Consider the following 16,089-nt stretch of genomic DNA (forward strand, 5'->3'; position numbering starts at 1 on the left):
GCTCCACCCACCCCCGCCACCCCCGGAAGCCGACCGCGGGGAGCCGGGCAGGGACCGGCTCGCCACAAGCACAGCCGAACCAGTGATCCGCGTGCCAGCGGATCGCTGTAAGCGGACGCGACCCGCTCCACCCACCCAGCCACCCCCGAGAGCCGACCGTGGCGAGCCGGGCAGGGACCGGCTCGCCACAAGCACAGCCGAACCAGTGATCCGCGTGCCAGCGGATCGCTGTAGGCGGACGCGACCCGCTCCACCCGCCCCGCCATCTCCGGAAGCCGACCGCGGCGAGCCGGGCAGGGACCGGCTCGCTATCTGATCAGCCGCGACAGCAGCCGGTCGGCGAGGATCCTGCCGTCGGTCTGGCAGGTGGGGCAGTACTGGAGCGTGGAGTCGTGGAAGACCACCTGGCGGATCGTGTCGCCGCAGACGGGGCACGCCTCTCCTGTGCGGCCGTGGACGCGCATGCCGAGCTTCTTCTCGCGCTTGAGGTCGGCCGCGTGCAGGCCCTCGGCGCGGGCGAGCGCCTCCTCGAGTGTGTAGCGGAGGGCCGCGTAGAGGCGGTCCAGCTCGTCGGCGGTGAGCGCGGCGGGCTTGAAGGGCGACATGCGCGCCACGTGGAGGATCTCGTCGGAGTAGGCGTTGCCGATGCCGGCGATGCGGGACTGGTCGCGGAGGACGCCCTTCACCTGCGCCCTGCCCGCCGTGGCGAGGATCGCGCCGAGGATCTCCTCGGTGAACTCCTGGTCCAGCGGATCGGGACCCAGCCGGGCGACGCCCGGGACGTCGAGCGGATCGGCGACGATCGAGAGCGCGAGGCTCTTCTTGGTGCCGGCCTCCGTCACGTCGAACCCCGACCCGTCGTCGAGGACCAGCCGCGCGGCGAGCGGTCCCCGGCCGGGCTTCGCCGGCGCCGTCGGCCGCTCGGGCCGCCAGCGGACCCAGCCGGCGCGGGCGAGGTGCAGGAGGACGTGGGCCTCGCCGACTGCGAGGTCGAGGAACTTGCCGTGCCGCGACACTCCGTGGACGGTCTCGCCGGAGAGAGCCGACGGCGGGATGGCCACGGTCTTGAGGGCGGAGATCGCGAACACGTCGAGCCGCTCGAGGACGCGTCCGCCCAGGCGCGCGTCGAGATCGAGAGCGAGGGCCTGGACCTCGGGGAGTTCGGGCATGCGACCACCCTGGCCCGCGGGTCCCGCACCGTCCACCCCTGGCGGAGGGGGCGGCAGCGGGTCAGTCGCCGAAGCGCGTCGCCGCGACCTTCCGCAGGAACAGCTCGTGGAACCGGTAGTCGCCGGTGATCTCGGGATGGAACGCCGTCCCGAGGAGGTTGCCCTGCTCGACCGCGACCACCCGCCCGTCGGCGACACTGGCGAGCGCGGTCGCCCGCTCGCCCAGCTCCTCCACGACCGGTGCGCGGATGAAGACCGCGTGCACCGGCGGATCGCCGATGGCCGGCACGTCGAGATCGGTCTCGAAGGAGTCGAGCTGGTTGCCGAACGCGTTCCTCCGGACCGACACGTCCAAGCCGCCGAAGCTGCTCTGGCCGTCGATGCGGTCGAGGACCCGGTCGGCGAGCATGATCAGCCCGGCGCAGGTCCCGTAGACGGGCATCCCCGCACTGATCGCCTCGACGACCGGCTCCGCGAGGCCGAAGAGGCGCGACAGCTTGTCCATCACCGTGGACTCGCCGCCCGGGATGACCAGCCCCGCGACGGCGGCCAGCTCCTCCGGGCGGCGCACCAGCACCACCTCGGCGCCCAGCTCGCGCAGGACGTGCGCGTGCTCGCGGAAGTCGCCCTGCAGCGCGAGGACGCCGACGCGGAGCCCCTCGAGGGACTCCCGCGTCAGTCCTGCGCCGGCGAGCGGCGCGTCGGCGCTACCAGCCACGCTCGGCGAGGCGGTGCGGCGCGGGCACGTCGGCCACGTTGATGCCGACCATCGCCTCGCCCAGGCCGCGCGAGGCCTCCGCGACGACCTTCGCGTCGTCGAAGAAGGTGGTCGCCTTCACGATCGCGGCCGCGCGCTTGGCGGGCTCGCCCGACTTGAAGACGCCGGAGCCGACGAACACGCCGTCGGCGCCCAGCTGCATCATCAGCGCCGCGTCGGCCGGGGTCGCGACCCCGCCGGCGGTGAAGAGGACGACGGGGAGCTTGCCGGTCCGGGCGATCTCGACGACCAGGTCGTAGGGGGCCTGCAGCTCCTTCGCGGCGACGTAGAGCTCGTCCTTGGTCATCGCCTTCAGGCGGTTGACCTCGCCGGAGATCGTGCGGATGTGCTTGGTCGCCTCGGAGACGTCGCCGGTGCCGGCCTCGCCCTTCGAGCGGATCATCGCCGCGCCCTCGGTGATGCGGCGCAGCGCCTCGCCCAGGTTGGTCGCTCCGCAGACGAAGGGGACGGTGAAGTTCCACTTGTCGATGTGGTTCACGTAGTCGGCGGGCGAGAGGACCTCGGACTCGTCGATGTAGTCGACGCCGAGCTCCTGCAGGATCTGCGCCTCGACGAAGTGGCCGATGCGCGCCTTCGCCATGACGGGGATCGACACGGCGGAGACGATGCCGTCGATCAGGTCGGGGTCGCTCATGCGTGCGACGCCGCCCTGCGAGCGGATGTCGGCGGGGACGCGCTCGAGCGCCATGACGGCGACCGCGCCGGCGTCCTCCGCGATGCGGGCCTGATCGGCGTCGACGACGTCCATGATGACGCCGCCCTTGAGCATCTCGGCGAGACCGCGCTTGACGCGGCTCGAGCCGAACTGCTCGGGAGCGGACGAGGACGGAGTGGTGGTGTCGGTCATGTTCGCGAGTCCTGTTCTGTGCGGCGACTTCCGCCGACGGCAGCTCCGAGTCTACGAGACGGCGCCGGCCGTCCGCGGCGCTGGACAGGGGGCCGGGCGGCGGTCTAGAGGCTCGGCCAGGCCGCCGCGAGGCTCGCCCGCACGTCGCCGAGCAGCTGCGGGAGCGCCTTCGTGCGGGCGATGATCGGGAAGAAGTTCGCATCGGTCGCCCAGCGCGGAACCACGTGCTGGTGCAGGTGCGCGGCGATCCCCGCTCCCGCGACCGCGCCCTGGTTCATCCCGAGGTTGAAGCCGTCGTTGTTCGAGACCGAGCGGACGACGCGCATGGCCGTCTGCGTGAGCGCTCCGACCTCGGCCACTTCCTCGGGAGTGGCCTCGTCGTAGAGCGGGATGTGCCGGTACGGGCAGACCAGGAGGTGGCCGGAGTTGTACGGGAACAGGTTCAGCAGGACGTAGGCGTGCTCCCCGCGGGCGACGATGAGGGCCTCCTCGTCGCTCAGCGTCGGCGCCACGCAGAAGGGGCAGTCGTCGGCTCCGGGCTGCCCCTTCTGGATGTAGACCATCCGGTGCGGCGTCCACAGGCGCTGGAACTCGTCGGGAACCCCGGCGAGGTGCGCCGAGCCCTCCGCTCCCTCGGGCACGCAGCCGTCGCTCACGCTCAGACCTGCGCCTTCGAGGCGACGGCCTCGCGGATGCGCGCGACGGCGTCGGCGACCGGGATCCCGTTCTCCTGCGTGCCGTCGCGGAAGCGGAAGCTGACGGCTCCGGCGTCGCGGTCCTTCTCCCCCACGATCATCTGGAAGGGCACCTTCTGCAGCGTGGCGTTGCGGATCTTCTTCTGCATCCGGTCGCTGGAGTAGTCGATCTCGGCGCGGATGCCCGACCGCTTGAGCTCGCCGACGACCTCCTCGAGGTAGGGCAGGTACTCGTCGGCGATCGGGATGCCCACGACCTGGACCGGCGACAGCCAGACCGGGAACGCCCCGGCGTAGTGCTCGGTGAGGATCGCGAAGAAGCGCTCGATGGAGCCGAAGAGCGCGCGGTGGATCATCACGGGCCGCTTCTTCGAGCCGTCCGAGGCCGTGTACTCGAGCTCGAAGCGCTCGGGCTGGTTGAAGTCGAGCTGGATGGTCGACATCTGCCAGGTGCGGCCGATGGCGTCGCGCGCCTGCACCGAGATCTTCGGACCGTAGAACGCCGCTCCTCCCGGATCCGGCACCAGCTCGAGACCGGAGGCGACGGCGACCGCGCGCAGCGACTCGATCGCCTCCTCCCACTGCTCGGGCGCACCGACGAACTTCGGGTTGCCCTCCTCGTTCGTGGACAGCTCGAGGTAGAAGTCGTCGAGGCCGTAGTCGCGCAGCACCTGCAGCACGAACTCGAGGTTGCGGGTCAGCTCGGCCGACACGTCCTCCTGCGCGACGTAGATGTGGGCGTCGTCCTGGGTCAGGCCGCGCACGCGGGTGAGGCCCTGCAGGGTGCCGCTCTTCTCGTAGCGGTACACGGTGCCGAACTCGGCCAGGCGCAACGGGAGCTCGCGGTAGCTGCGGCCGCGCGAGCGGAAGATCAGGTTGTGGAACGGGCAGTTCATGGGCTTGAGGTAGTAGTCCTGGCCCTGGCGGGTGACGTTGCCGTCCTCGTCCTGCAGCTCGTCGAGGTGCATCGGGGGGAACATCCCCTCGGAGTACCACTGCAGGTGCCCGCTCGTGAGGAACAGGTCGCCCTTGGTGATGTGCGGCGTGTAGACGAGCTCGTAGTCGTGGGCGAGCAGCTGCTCGCGCATGTACTGCTCGATCTCGTAGCGGATGATCCCGCCCTTGGGGTGGAAGACCGCGAGGCCGGAGCCGATCTCGTCCGGGAAGGAGAACAGGTCGAGCTCGTGGCCGAGCTTGCGGTGGTCGCGGCGCGCCGCCTCCTCAAGGCGGGCCTGGTGCTCGCGCAGCTCGTCCTTCGTGGGCCACGCGGTGCCGTAGACGCGCTGCAGCTGCGGGTTCTTCTCCGAGCCGCGCCAGTAGGCGGCAGCGTTGCGGGTCAGGGCGTAGCCGTTGCCGATCATGCGGGTGTTGGGCAGATGCGGGCCGCGGCAGAGGTCCTTCCAAACCGTCTCGCCGGAACGCGGGTCGACGTTGTCGTAGATGGTGAGCTCGGCGCCGCCGACCTCGACGCTCTCGTCCTCGGCTCCCCCGCCCTTGATCCCGATCAGCTCGAGCTTGTAGGGCTCGCCGGCGAGCTCGGCGCGCGCCTCCTCCTCGGAGACGACGCGGCGCACGAACCGCTGGCCCTGGCGGACGATGCGGTCCATCGCCTTCTCGAGCGCCTTCATCGCCTCGGGCGTGAAGGGCTCCTCGACGTCGAAGTCGTAGTAGAAGCCGTCGGTGACGGGCGGGCCGATGCCCAGCTTCGCCTCCGGGTTGATCTGCTGCACCGCCTGCGCGAGCACGTGGGCCGCGGAGTGGCGGAGGATGTTCAGCCCGTCCGGCGAGGAGATGAGCACCGGCTCGATGCGGTCGCCCGGCACGACGTCGGCGGCGAGGTCCTTGAGCTCCCCGTTGACGCGGATCGCGACCACGGCCCGGTCGGTGAAGTGCGTGAATCCCGTGCCCGCCTCGGTGACGACCGAGTGGGACTCGTTCTCTGCGGGATTCGACGGTTCGTTCGACACGTGCGGGCACTCCTCGGGCTCGGTTGACCCCTCGACTGTAGTCGGCGGCGGCCTCTACCCGAGCGCGTCGAGCACGCGGACGCCGAGCGCGCGCAGAGCGGAGGCGAGCTCGTCCCGGTCGGCGCCGGGGAGCACGAGCGAGCTGCGCTCGAGCTGGTGCAGGAGGACCTCCTCCAGGCCGGGCGGCAGGGAGTCCACGGCGAGCGCCCCCTCGAGTGCGGCGAGCACGGCGACGACGGCCACCGCGTCGCGTGCCGCGAGTCTGCGTGCGCTGATCTCCATGCGTCTCCGTCCGTGTCGTCCGACCCCGTCACCCTGCCGACAGGACGTGCCCCGGAGAGGGGCGCGGGGGCGACCGGTGCGCAATCCGTCCAGGTGGCATCCTGGTCCGATGGGTGCCGGTCCTGCGCTGCAGCGCTTCACGCGCTCCGGGGCCGACCTGGAGGAGGCGCGGCGCTTCTACTCGGACGGCTACGGCGGGTCGGGATTCCGGACGGAACCGGTCGAGCGGCCCTTCTCCTTCCGCTACGACGTCTCCGGGAGCGAGGGCGTGAGCCTGCGGACGTCTGTGTTCCGGGGCTCCGTGTCCGGGGGGCTGCGTCCGGCGGGCGAGTACGTCGTCTCGTGGTTCCTCTCCGGCACGAGCGTGGTGGACCCGGAGGGCGATCGGATCGTCCACCTGCCGGGGCGGCCGGTCGTGTTCCCCAGCGCGCGTCCGTTCGAGTTCGTCAGCCGCGACTTCCAGCAGCGGCTCGTGCACGTGGCCGCCGGCCTCCTCGAGCAGGTCGCGTCCGAGGCCGGCGACGGCGTGCCGCTGCCGCTCGTCTTCGACCACCGCTCGATCGCCTCCGCGTCGGCACTCCCGGGCTGGTGGCGGGCGGTCGACGACTTCGCGGGCGTCCTCCGGTCGGGCCGCGAGGCGACAGCGCTGCAGCTCGTGGCGGCCGAGCGCGGCGTCGCTCTGCACCTGCTCGCGACCTTCGCGCACCGGCCGGTCGTCGTTCCGGCGCAGGTGCTGCGGCCGGGGCTCGAGCACCTGCTGCGTGCCGCCGAGTTCCTGCACGCGTTCGCCGCGTCGCCCGTCACCGTGTCCGACATCGCGACAGCGGCGGGGCTCACTCCGCGGGCGCTGCAGGCCGCGTTCCGGAGGCACTTCGGCGACACTCCGCTCGGCTACCTGCGCGGCGTGCGTCTCGACCGGGCGCGCGTCGAGCTGCGCGAGGGCGCTCCGGGCGAGGAGACCGTGCGCGCCGTCTCCGCGCGCTGGGGCTTCCTCAACCAGGGCCGCTTCTCGGGGGCGTACCACCGCCGCTTCGGCGAGTACCCGGTGGAGACCCTGCGCCGCTGACGCTCAGGCGCCGGGAGCGAGATCGCGGGCGTAGCAGACCGAGTGCTCGGACCCGATGTAGGCGCCGAACGGCGGGATGGCGTGGTAGCCCTCCCTGAGGTAGAACCGCATCGCGTCGGGCTGGAGCGTCCCGGTCTCCAGCACCAGGCGCGTCGTGCCCAGAGCGGCCGCCCGCGCCTCGAGCGCGCGCAGGACGGCCGTGGCCGCTCCGGTGCCGCGGGCGGCGCGGTCGGCGAACATCCGCTTCACCTCGATCGCCCCCGGTCCGAGGACGTCGTCGTCGAGAGGCCGCAGTCCGCCGCAGGCCACCGCCGTGCCGCTCGCGTCGCGGGCGACGACGAAGACGGGCACGTCGTCGGCCGAGGGCGGCGTGCCGGGCTCGTGGTCGTCGTTGCCGTAGCGCTCGTCGAGCTCGCACCGCTGCGCGTCGCGCAGACGCTCGGCGTCCGGGTGGGTCCACGCCACCTCGTCGATGGTCCAGCTCATGAGGGCTCCTCCCGGCCGCGCGGCGGGCACGGCCGAGGCCATTCTGCCGCGCCAGCTCCCTCCGGCCGGCCCGGTGGCAACCCCTTCCGCGCCGGGCCGCAGCGGGCGTCGACTGGAGGCCCACCGACGAAAGGACTCACCGTGCTCTCCGACTCCCCCATCGGCCCCGTTCTGCTCTCCCGCGACCTCGCCGCCTCCCGCGCCTTCTACGCCGGCTCCCTGGGACTGGAGGTCCTCGAGGAGAGCGAGTCGGCGATCGCCTACTCCTGCGGCGGCACGCGGCTCACCGTCACCGCCAGCACCACGGGCTCGAAGGACGAGCAGACCAAGGCCGCCTGGCGGGTGGCCGACCTGCGCGCCGAGCTGGACGCGCTGGCGGCTCGGGGCGTGGCTCCGGAGGACTACGACAGCGACGAGCTGCGCACCGAGAACGGCGTGGCCGACCGCGGCAGCGTCTGGGCGTCCTGGATCCTCGACCCCGACGGGAACGCGCTCGGCATCGAGCAGCCCAAGAGCTGATCGGCGCCGCTCTAGACTCGCCCCATGCCCGACGACTCCGCTCCGCTGCCCGCGCCCGGGTGGTACCCGCATCCGGCCGACCTCGGCTCGGAGCTCTACTGGGACGGCGCGGCGTGGACGGACCGGTCCCGCCCGTCCTCCTCGGCGCCCGCTCCCGCCTACGGCACGCCCCCGGGCGCTCCGGAGCAGGAGCTGTACGCCTATCCGTCCGCCCCGTCCTCCGCGGCGGGCCGCAACCCCATGGCGATCGCGAGCCTCGTGCTCGGCGTCCTGAGCCTGCTGATCAATCCGCTGCTGATCCCCTCGATCCTCGCCATCGTCTTCTCGGCGAAGGGCCGGGCAGCCGCACCGCTCGTCGGAGGCGGTCGCGGGCTCGCGACGGCCGGACTCGTCACCGGGATCCTCGGTCTGGTGTCGGGCGTCTTCACCATCGTCGGCAACCTCTCGGCCGGGGTCCCCGGCCTGACCGGCTGACCGGGGTGCCGCGGCCCTCGACGCCCCGATGACCGCGCGCCGGAGCGCTCCCTGGCTCCTCGTCGTGGCGGTCGCCCTGGTCGCGCTGGTCCTGCGCGGTCCGATCGTCGCCGTCGCGCCCATCATCGACGAGGTGCGCGAGGACCTCGCGCTGTCCGCGGGCCAGGCGGGGATCCTCACCAGCATCCCCGTGCTCTGCTTCGCCCTGGCGACTCCGCTCGCCCTCCTGGTGATCCGCCGCGCGGGACCCGACGCCGCCGTGACCGTCACGGTGATCGGCGTCGCGCTCGGCACGATCGTCCGATCGATCGGCGACGTGGGACCGGCCGTGGCGGGCACCGTCCTGATCGGCGTCTCCATCACGATCGGCAACGTCGTCCTCCCCGTCGTGATCCGGCGGGACGTCGCTCCCGAGCGCGTCGACCTCACGACGGGCGTCTACACCGCGGCCCTCAACATCGGCTCGACGATCACCTCGCTCGGCACCGCTCCGCTCGCTCTAACCCTCGGCTGGCGCGGCGCCCTTCTCGTCTGGCTCGCCCTCAACGCCCTCGCTCTGGCCGGCTGGCTCGTGGCCGTGGGGCCTCGGGCGGCCCTGCGTCCGACTCCCCGCCCGGCCCGCGCCGACCGCGCACCGGCCGCACCGGCTCCGCGGATCTTCCGCAGCGCGACCGTGCTGGCGCTCGCGCTCTGCTTCTCGAGCCAGGCGTTCTCGTACTACGGAGTGACGGCGTGGCTCCCCTCGCTGCTCGTCGACCGCAACGGCTTCTCGATCGCGACCGCGGGCGCGAGCGCCTCGGTGTTCCAGCTCGCCGCGGTCGCCGGCGCCCTCGGCGTCCCGCTCCTGGTCCGCAGGCTCGGACCGCTGGGGAGCATCGTGCTCGTCGGCCTCCTCTGGTGCACGGTGCCGGCGGGGCTGCTGCTCGCCCCGCAGCTCTGGGCGCTCTGGTGCGTGCTGGGCGGCGCGGCCCAGGGCGGAGGATTCACGGTGGTCTTCGTGCTCGTCGTGCGGCTCTCCCGCTCCGACGCCCACGCGTCGCGGCTCTCGGCCACGGTGCAGGGCATCGGCTACGCCGTGGCCGCCACCGCCCCGACCGTCATCGGCTTCGCGCACGACGCGAGCGGCGGCTGGGAGGCTCCCCTGCTGACCGTCCTCGCCACGACCTGCTCCTTCCTCCTCTTCGGCACCCTCGCCGCCGCGCGCCAGCGCCGGGCCTGACCCGCGACACGACCGGCCGCGCCGTCAAGGGGGCCGTCCGACGACTGTCGGCCCCGTAGCGTGTCCGCATGGCCGAGCAGAGCACGACCCGCGAGAAGACAGCGCCCGATCCCGACGATTCCCGGAAGCCCGACGACGTCACCGACATCACCAAGCGCTCCTGGTTCTACGTCCTCAAGAAGACGGCCCGCGAGTTCGGCGCGGACCAGTGCACCGACCTCGCCGCCGCGCTCACCTACTACGCCGTGCTCGCGCTCTTCCCCGCCCTGCTCGCGATCGTGTCGGTGCTGGGGCTCTTCGGCCAGGCGCAGGCCACCACCGATCTGGTGCTCGACCTGATCGGGAACCTCGCGTCGAGCGAGGTCGTCGACCTGCTGCGCGACCCGATCCAGGCGCTGACCAGCTCCTCCGCCGCGGGTCTCGCCTTCGTGACCGGTGTCGTCGGAGCGATCTGGTCCGCCTCCGGCTACGTCGGCGCCTTCGGCCGCGCGATGAACCGCGTCTACCAGATCGACGAGGGGCGCCCCTTCTGGAAGCTCCGCCCGACGATGCTCGGCGTGACCGTGGTGACGGTCGTCCTGATCGTGATCGCGGCGCTCATCCTGGTGCTCAGCGGACCGGTCGCGACCGCCGTCGGCGACGTCGTGGGCCTCGGCCCCGCCGCCCTCACCGTGTGGAACATCGCGAAATGGCCGGTGCTCGTGGTCATCGCGATCGTGATCGTCGCGACCCTGTACTACTGGGCGCCCAACATCCGCCAGCCGAAGTTCCGCTGGATCAGCATCGGATCGATCGTCGCCCTGGCGATCTGGCTGATCGCCTCGACCGGCTTCGCGTTCTACGTGGCCAACTTCTCCAACTACAACAAGACCTACGGCTCGCTCGGCGCGGTGATCGTCTTCCTCCTCTGGATCTGGATCACCAACATCGCCCTGCTCTTCGGCGCGGAGTTCGACGCCGAGCTCGAGCGCGGACGCGAGCTGCAGGCGGGCATCGAGGCGGAGGAGACCATCCAGCTCCCCCCGCGCGACACCGCCGCGAGCGACAAGAAGGCGGCCGTGCACGAGAAGGACGTCCGCGACGGGCGCTGGCTGCGGCTGGCGAGCGAGAACCGCAGCGACCAGGGCACGGCCCAGGACGACGAGGCCGCGAAGAAGAAGTGACTCAGGACTCGGACGACCAGAGCGCGCGGTAGTAGGCCGCGCGCTCGTCGTCCGGATCCGCTCCGTACTCCGCGAGGAGCAGCGGGGTGTGGCCGGGGCCGTAGTTCCAGCCGAGGCTGACCGCGGCGACCGCCAGATCCGCCCAGCGGTCGCCCACGCCCAGGTCGCCGACGTCGACCGTGCCGCTCCAGCGTCCGTCGTCGTCGACGAGCGTGTTCGGAGCGCACGCGTCGCCGTGCACCACGACGGGGTCCACGAGCTCCGGAGCCGCGCCGAGCGCCGACGGCCGGCGCGCGAACCAGGAGTCGCCGCGCAGCTCTTCGGGCACCGCGTCGACGGGGAGCGCGTGGACCGCCCGCAGGCCGGCCGCGATCGCGCGGACGGCCTCCTCCGGCCGGGCTGTCCACTCCGGGTCGACGGCGCTCCGCCCGGGCAGCGGTGCGGTGAGGAGCCACTGCCCCTCCTCGTCCTCGCCCGCCTCCAGGATCCGGGGCGCGACGATCCGCCCCTCCAGCCAGCGCAGACGCGCGATCTCGCGACGGAGGTCGACGCCCGTGGACCGGGGATTCCACTTCAGGTACCCGGCGTATACGCGGAAGGTCAGCCCGTCGAGCTCGTTGCGCCAGACGAGCGCCGGATCGGTGCCGCCGTTCAGGCGCCTCGCCGGCGACGGGATCCGGACGCCGTCGAGCGAGAACTGCCGTGCGAGGTCCGGACCGCTCATGCCCCCAGGGTAGGCGCCCCGATCCTGAGAGGATCCGCATGCCGCGGACCGCGCCACCCGCCTCCTCCGAGCAGCGCGCCCTTACCCTGACGGGCGTGCCGGAGCAGCCGCCCGGCGCGATCCGGTGACGAGGGAGCCCCCGTGACGCAGAGCGACGACGACCGCGGGCCCGTGCAGCCCGACTTCTCGAAGGAGCAGGAGGGCTACCGTCCCGGTCTCAAGCCCCGGCAGCTGCAGATGATCGCCATCGGCGGCGCGATCGGCACCGGCCTCTTCCTCGGCGCCGGCGGCCGACTCGCCACCGCCGGTCCCTCGCTCGTCGTCGTGTACGCGGTCTGCGGCGTCTTCGCCTACCTGATCCTCCGCGCGCTCGGCGAGCTGGTCCTGCACCGGCCGAGCTCGGGCTCCTTCATCTCCTACGCCCGCGAGTTCCTGGGCGAGAAGGCCGCCTTCGTCGCCGGCTGGATGTACTTCCTGAACTGGGCGATGACCGCGATCGCCGACGTCACCGCGGTGGCCCTCTACGTGAAGTACTGGTCGCTCTTCTCCTCCGTGCCCCAGTGGCTCCTCGCACTCATCGCCCTGGTCGTCGTGCTCTCGCTGAACCTCGTCTCGGTCAAGGTCTTCGGGGAGCTGGAGTTCTGGTTCGCGCTGATCAAGGTCACGGCGCTGGTGGTCTTCCTGGTGATCGGCGTCGTCGTGCTCGCCGCGGGCTGGCCGCTGCAGTCCGGCGGCGTCGCCGTGGACCCCGGGATCAGCCTCTGGAACGACAACGGCGGCATCCTGCCCGGCGGCCTGATCGCCAGCGTCCTGGTCGTCCAGGGCGTGGTGTTCGCCTACTCCGGAGTCGAGCTTGTCGGCACGGCGGCGGGCGAGACCGCGGAGCCGGCGAAGGTCATCCCGCGCGCGATCAACTCGGTCATCCTGCGCATCGCCGTCTTCTACGTCGGCTCGGTGCTGCTGCTGACGCTGCTGCTGCCCTACACGGCCTACTCGAAGGGCGAGAGCCCGTTCGTCACGTTCTTCAGCTCGCTGGGCGACGGCTCCTCGGGCGAGATCGCCGGATCGATCATGAACTTCGTCGTGCTGACGGCCGCGCTCTCCAGCATCAACGCCGGGCTCTACTCGACCGGCCGCATCCTCCGCTCCATGGCGCTCAACGGCTCCGCCCCCGCCTTCACCGGCCGGATGAACAAGCAGGGCGTCCCCTACGGCGGCATCCTGCTCACGGCGAGCATCACCCTGATCGGGATCGTGCTGAACCTCTTCGTGCCGTCCGAGGCCTTCGAGATCGTCCTCAACGTCTCGGCGCTGGGCATCGTCACGGGCTGGGGCATGATCGTCCTCTGCCAGATGCAGCTGCAGCGCTGGGCGGCCCAGGGGCGCCTGGAGCGCCCGTCCTTCCGGATGCCCGGCGCCCCGGTGACCTCGTGGCTCACCCTGGCGTTCCTGGTGATCGTGGTGGTCCTCATCGCCGTCGACTTCCCGACCGGCACCTGGACCGTGGGGATCGTCGCGGTGGTCGGCGTGCCCGCCCTGATCGTGGGCTGGCACGTCGCGAAGCCGCGCATCCTGGCGATCGCGTCCGCCCGTGACGGCTTCACCGGCGCCCACCCCGTGATCGCCGCCCGCCCGGCCTCCGAGGCCAAGCGCGACGGGAACGAGCGGCGCCGCGAGTAGGGCGGGTCAGCGCCGGCGGAGGTAGCGCAGGAACAGCGTGTCGCCGGCGCTGAGCACGTGCGCCAGGTGCTGCGGGCGCGGTCCGGGGACGTCGCCGCGGGCGAGCCTCCCGGAGTCCCCCGCCTCGAGCGTCGGAGCGACGGTCAGGCAGAGCTCGTCGACGGCGTCCGCGGCGAGGAGGGTCCCGAGCAGCGACGGACCGCCCTCGCAGTGGATCCTGCCGAGCCCCCGCTCCGCGAGCTGCGCCCGCATCCGCGTCGCGTCGAGCTCTGCGTCGCCGCAGACGAGCACGTCGGCGACCTCGGCGAGCTCCGCGCGGCGGCGGGCCGGCGAGGAGCCGGTGGTCACGACGATCGGGCGCACCGGCGCCTCGGTGAAGATCCGCGAGGCGGGATCGAGGTCGAGCGACCCCGAGACGATCGCGAAGACGGGCTGCGGGGCGCGCCCGGTGCCGAGCCGCGCCCGCACGGACTCGTCGCTCAGCACCATCGGACCGTAGCCCTCGGTCCGCACCGTGCCGGCCGCGACGAGCACGACGTCGGCGAGCCGGCGGAGCAGGTCGAACACGCGCAGGTCCGCCGCTCCCCCGAGATCGCCCGAGACGCCGTCGCGGGTGACCGCTCCGTCGACGCTCGCGACGAAGTTGACCCGGAGCCACTCCTCGCCCGCCCCGTCCGCGTAGAGGGTCAGCAGAGCCTCGTCGGACAGGTCCTGCCCGGCCGGCGACAGGCCGTCGATGCGGGCGCTCACGCCGCCGGCTCCACGTTGTGGCGGAGGAAGGCGGGCGCCCGCCAGCCCAGCACCGCCTCCGTCATCCGCACGGCGTCCACCGCCTGGCGCACGTCGTGCATGCGCACGATCCGCGCACCGTTCAGGATGCAGATCACCGCGGCGGCGAGGGAGCCCTCGAGGCGCTCCCCCTGCGGCCGGTCCAGCGCCTCGCCGATGAAGTCCTTGTTGGACACCGCGGCGAGCACCGGGAAGCCGAGCGCGGCCACCTCGCCCAGCCGGCGGGTGAGCTCGAGCGTGTGCAGGGTGTTCTTGTTCAGGTCGTGACCCGGATCGACGATGATCCTCCCGGCAGGCACTCCACCCGAGAGCGCGCGATCGACGCGGCTCCGCAGATGGTCGACCACGGTCGCCACGACGTCGTCGTACTCGGGTCTCTCCGGCTCGCTGCGGGGGGCGCCCACGCTGTGGGTGATGACGAGCTGGGCGGAGGAGGAGGCGACGACCTCGAGCATCCGGGGGTCGTGCAGCCCGCTCGTGTCGTTGATGACGGAGGCGCCCGCGGCGATGCTCGCGCGCGCGACCTCGGCGCTCGTCGTGTCCACCGAGACGACCACGTCGCTCCGCTCCGCGATGCCCGCCACGACGGGGACCACCCGGTCGAGCTCCTCCTGGAGCGTGACGGCGGGGCCGCGGCCGAACGGCACTCCGCCGATGTCGACCCAGTCGGCGCCGAGCTCCGCGGCGCGCACGGCGGCCGCGATGGCGCTGTCCAGGGCGAAGGTGGAGCCCTTGTCGTAGAAGGAGTCGGGCGTGCGGTTCACGACCGCCATCACGGCCACCTGCCGCTCGAAGTCGAACTCTCGTCCGCCGATGTGCCGCGTGGTCATGGGCGCGTCCCTCCCGCTCGGAGCGCCGGGAGAAGGCCGGCGCCGCTCACCCTAGACGAGCGGAGTCGGCGGAGGCTGGAGCGGGCCGCCCTCGAGCAGCGCCTGGAAGAGGACGTGGTCCTGCCACTCCCCGGCGATCCGCAGGTAGCGCCGCGCGACGCCGATCCGCTCGAAGCCGTTGCGCTGCAGCACGGTCTGCGATCCGACGTTGTGGAGGAGCGTCCCGGCCTGCAGGCGGTGCAGCCCCAGATCCTCACGCGCGGTGCGCAGGACGGCTCCGACCGCGCGGGTCATCACGCCGCGGCCCTGCAGACCGCTGTCGAGCCAGTAGCCGAGATCGCCGCTGTCGAAGGCGCCGCGGACGATGTTCGCGAGAGTCAGCCGACCGACGATCACGCCGCCCGCGTCGAGGACGAGCGGGAGGACGCTGCCGGCCCGGTGCGCGGCGAGCGCGTCCGCGACGGCGTCGGTCTGGCCCCCCGCCTCGAAGAAGCGGGTCGAGCGCGTCGGCTCCCAGGGCGCGAGGTGCCGGCGGTTGCGCCGGTACGCGGCGGCGAGGGCCGGTCCGTCGTCCCGCGAGACGAGCCGCAGGAGGGTGCCCTGGTCGTCGACGGGGATCGGGGCGGGCATCCTGCGAGGGTAGCGCCGGAGCCGGGAACGACAGAACCCCCGGCCAGGGGCCGGGGGTTCTCGTGGTGGGCGATACTGGGATCGAACCAGTGACCTCTTCCGTGTCAGGGAAGCGCGCTACCGCTGCGCCAATCGCCCGTTGCTCCGTGCGGAGCGCCTCGTTCGGTGAACGATCGAGGTGGATACGGGATTCGAACCCGTGTATACGGCTTTGCAGGCCGCTGCCTCGCCTCTCGGCCAATCCACCGTGTACGGGATTCGGTGTCGGCGGCCCGAGGGCCGACCAGGTGGGAGGCACCCGAGGGTGCCGTCCCGATGACGCCGGTCCGAAGACCGGTGTTCGAGCGGATGACGAGATTCGAACTCGCGACCCTCACCTTGGCAAGGTGATGCGCTACCGCTGCGCCACATCCGCATGTAGGTCGTACTGGTGTTGCCGTTTTGCGTGTCTTGCTGTCTTGCTGTCCGTCCGGCGCTTTCGCTGCCCGGCTCGACCTAGAAGAATGTATACGACAGCGGCGCCGGAATCCAAATCGAGCGGACGCCGATCCCGCCGCTCGGAGTCCGATCCGCGTCTTTCCGCGCGAAACCGGCTCGTCGCCGTCCGTTCACCCGGGCGTGGCGGGCGTCGGCGGTGCATCCGGGCCCCGCGGATCCGCTACGATCGTCTCTCGGGTCGTCCAGCACGTCCCCCTGGGCGATTGGCGCAGTTGGTAGCGCGCTTCCTTCACACGGAAGAGGTCATCGGTTCGAGTCCGGTATCGCCCACCC

17 protein-coding genes and 4 tRNA genes are annotated in these 16,089 nt (G+C 72.2%); 7 read left to right on the top strand and 14 right to left on the bottom strand.

Going from position 1 to position 16,089, the window contains the following annotated elements; all coding sequences use genetic code 11:
* Nucleotides 1–308: 308 nt before the first annotated feature.
* The 6 genes from C5C29_RS15240 to C5C29_RS15265 form a co-directional block, all read right to left on the bottom strand.
* On the bottom strand, nt 309–1,169 hold the full coding sequence (locus tag C5C29_RS15240) for a DNA-formamidopyrimidine glycosylase family protein (RefSeq protein ID WP_104224628.1): 861 nt from the start codon (nt 1,167–1,169) through the stop codon (nt 309–311).
* A 61-nt stretch (nt 1,170–1,230) separates the two neighbouring features.
* Complete coding sequence (gene pdxT / locus C5C29_RS15245; protein ID WP_104224659.1) at nt 1,231–1,848, bottom strand: pyridoxal 5'-phosphate synthase glutaminase subunit PdxT; 618 nt, start codon at nt 1,846–1,848, stop codon at nt 1,231–1,233.
* A gap of 28 nt (nt 1,849–1,876) precedes the next feature.
* Nucleotides 1,877–2,794, bottom strand: coding sequence for a pyridoxal 5'-phosphate synthase lyase subunit PdxS (gene pdxS, locus C5C29_RS15250; RefSeq protein ID WP_104224629.1), 918 nt, complete (start codon nt 2,792–2,794; stop codon nt 1,877–1,879).
* A 104-nt stretch (nt 2,795–2,898) separates the two neighbouring features.
* Complete coding sequence (locus C5C29_RS15255; RefSeq protein WP_258062358.1) at nt 2,899–3,450, bottom strand: HIT domain-containing protein; 552 nt, start codon at nt 3,448–3,450, stop codon at nt 2,899–2,901.
* Nucleotides 3,451–3,452: 2 nt separating this feature from the next.
* Nucleotides 3,453–5,363: a threonine--tRNA ligase gene (gene thrS, locus C5C29_RS15260; protein WP_244230674.1), complete on the bottom strand. Its 1,911-nt coding sequence runs from the start codon at nt 5,361–5,363 to the stop codon at nt 3,453–3,455.
* Between the two features lie 147 nt (nt 5,364–5,510).
* The gene (locus C5C29_RS15265) at nt 5,511–5,738 is read right to left on the bottom strand and encodes a hypothetical protein (RefSeq protein WP_104224631.1); all 228 of its coding nucleotides are present in this window, start codon (nt 5,736–5,738) and stop codon (nt 5,511–5,513) included.
* 109 nt (nt 5,739–5,847) lie between these two features.
* Here C5C29_RS15265 and C5C29_RS17360 point away from each other — a divergent pair, with 109 nt between their 5' ends.
* Complete coding sequence (locus tag C5C29_RS17360) at nt 5,848–6,804, top strand: AraC family transcriptional regulator (RefSeq protein ID WP_104327523.1); 957 nt, start codon at nt 5,848–5,850, stop codon at nt 6,802–6,804.
* A gap of 3 nt (nt 6,805–6,807) precedes the next feature.
* On the opposite strand, the gene C5C29_RS15275 is transcribed toward C5C29_RS17360, so the two are convergent.
* Nucleotides 6,808–7,290, bottom strand: coding sequence for a GNAT family N-acetyltransferase (locus C5C29_RS15275; protein WP_104224662.1), 483 nt, complete (start codon nt 7,288–7,290; stop codon nt 6,808–6,810).
* Nucleotides 7,291–7,431: 141 nt separating this feature from the next.
* Between C5C29_RS15275 and C5C29_RS17265 the strand changes: the two genes are divergently transcribed.
* The 4 genes from C5C29_RS17265 to C5C29_RS15295 all read left to right on the top strand — a co-directional run bounded on the left by C5C29_RS17265 (nt 7,432) and on the right by C5C29_RS15295 (nt 10,665).
* On the top strand, nt 7,432–7,809 hold the full coding sequence (locus C5C29_RS17265; RefSeq protein ID WP_104224632.1) for a VOC family protein: 378 nt from the start codon (nt 7,432–7,434) through the stop codon (nt 7,807–7,809).
* 24 nt (nt 7,810–7,833) lie between these two features.
* Nucleotides 7,834–8,283 carry a DUF2510 domain-containing protein gene (locus C5C29_RS15285; RefSeq protein WP_104224633.1) on the top strand — a complete coding sequence of 150 codons (450 nt, stop codon included), beginning with the start codon at nt 7,834–7,836 and terminating at the stop codon, nt 8,281–8,283.
* A gap of 28 nt (nt 8,284–8,311) precedes the next feature.
* Nucleotides 8,312–9,502: a CynX/NimT family MFS transporter gene (locus C5C29_RS15290; protein ID WP_104224634.1), complete on the top strand. Its 1,191-nt coding sequence runs from the start codon at nt 8,312–8,314 to the stop codon at nt 9,500–9,502.
* A 68-nt stretch (nt 9,503–9,570) separates the two neighbouring features.
* Entirely contained in the window at nt 9,571–10,665 is a 1,095-nt protein-coding gene (locus tag C5C29_RS15295; RefSeq protein ID WP_104224635.1) for a YihY/virulence factor BrkB family protein, read from the top strand.
* A gap of 1 nt (nt 10,666) precedes the next feature.
* On the opposite strand, the gene C5C29_RS15300 is transcribed toward C5C29_RS15295, so the two are convergent.
* On the bottom strand, nt 10,667–11,389 hold the full coding sequence (locus C5C29_RS15300; RefSeq protein ID WP_104224636.1) for an aminoglycoside 3'-phosphotransferase: 723 nt from the start codon (nt 11,387–11,389) through the stop codon (nt 10,667–10,669).
* A gap of 141 nt (nt 11,390–11,530) precedes the next feature.
* Between C5C29_RS15300 and C5C29_RS15305 the strand changes: the two genes are divergently transcribed.
* Nucleotides 11,531–13,069: an amino acid permease gene (locus C5C29_RS15305; RefSeq protein ID WP_244229624.1), complete on the top strand. Its 1,539-nt coding sequence runs from the start codon at nt 11,531–11,533 to the stop codon at nt 13,067–13,069.
* Between the two features lie 6 nt (nt 13,070–13,075).
* On the opposite strand, the gene C5C29_RS15310 is transcribed toward C5C29_RS15305, so the two are convergent.
* The 6 genes from C5C29_RS15310 to C5C29_RS15335 all read right to left on the bottom strand — a co-directional run bounded on the left by C5C29_RS15310 (nt 13,076) and on the right by C5C29_RS15335 (nt 15,733).
* Entirely contained in the window at nt 13,076–13,819 is a 744-nt protein-coding gene (locus tag C5C29_RS15310; RefSeq protein ID WP_104224637.1) for a pyrimidine reductase family protein, read from the bottom strand.
* Nucleotides 13,816–14,688, bottom strand: a complete 873-nt coding sequence (gene folP, locus C5C29_RS15315) for a dihydropteroate synthase (protein WP_104224638.1) — start codon at nt 14,686–14,688, stop codon at nt 13,816–13,818. The genes C5C29_RS15310 and folP overlap by 4 nt, the downstream gene beginning before the upstream one ends.
* 51 nt (nt 14,689–14,739) lie before the next feature.
* Nucleotides 14,740–15,318, bottom strand: a complete 579-nt coding sequence (locus C5C29_RS15320) for a GNAT family N-acetyltransferase (protein WP_104224639.1) — start codon at nt 15,316–15,318, stop codon at nt 14,740–14,742.
* Between the two features lie 63 nt (nt 15,319–15,381).
* Nucleotides 15,382–15,456 (bottom strand) — tRNA-Val (locus C5C29_RS15325).
* 38 nt (nt 15,457–15,494) lie between these two features.
* A tRNA-Cys gene (locus tag C5C29_RS15330) sits at nt 15,495–15,565 on the bottom strand.
* 96 nt (nt 15,566–15,661) lie between these two features.
* Nucleotides 15,662–15,733: transfer RNA gene (locus C5C29_RS15335), tRNA-Gly, on the bottom strand.
* 280 nt (nt 15,734–16,013) lie between these two features.
* On the opposite strand from C5C29_RS15335, the gene C5C29_RS15340 reads away from it, so the two are divergent.
* Nucleotides 16,014–16,086: transfer RNA gene (locus C5C29_RS15340), tRNA-Val, on the top strand.
* Nucleotides 16,087–16,089 lie beyond the last annotated feature (3 nt).

The sequence above is a fragment of the Rathayibacter sp. AY1H2 genome, from assembly GCF_002931985.1.
GTDB lineage: Bacteria > Actinomycetota > Actinomycetes > Actinomycetales > Microbacteriaceae > Rathayibacter.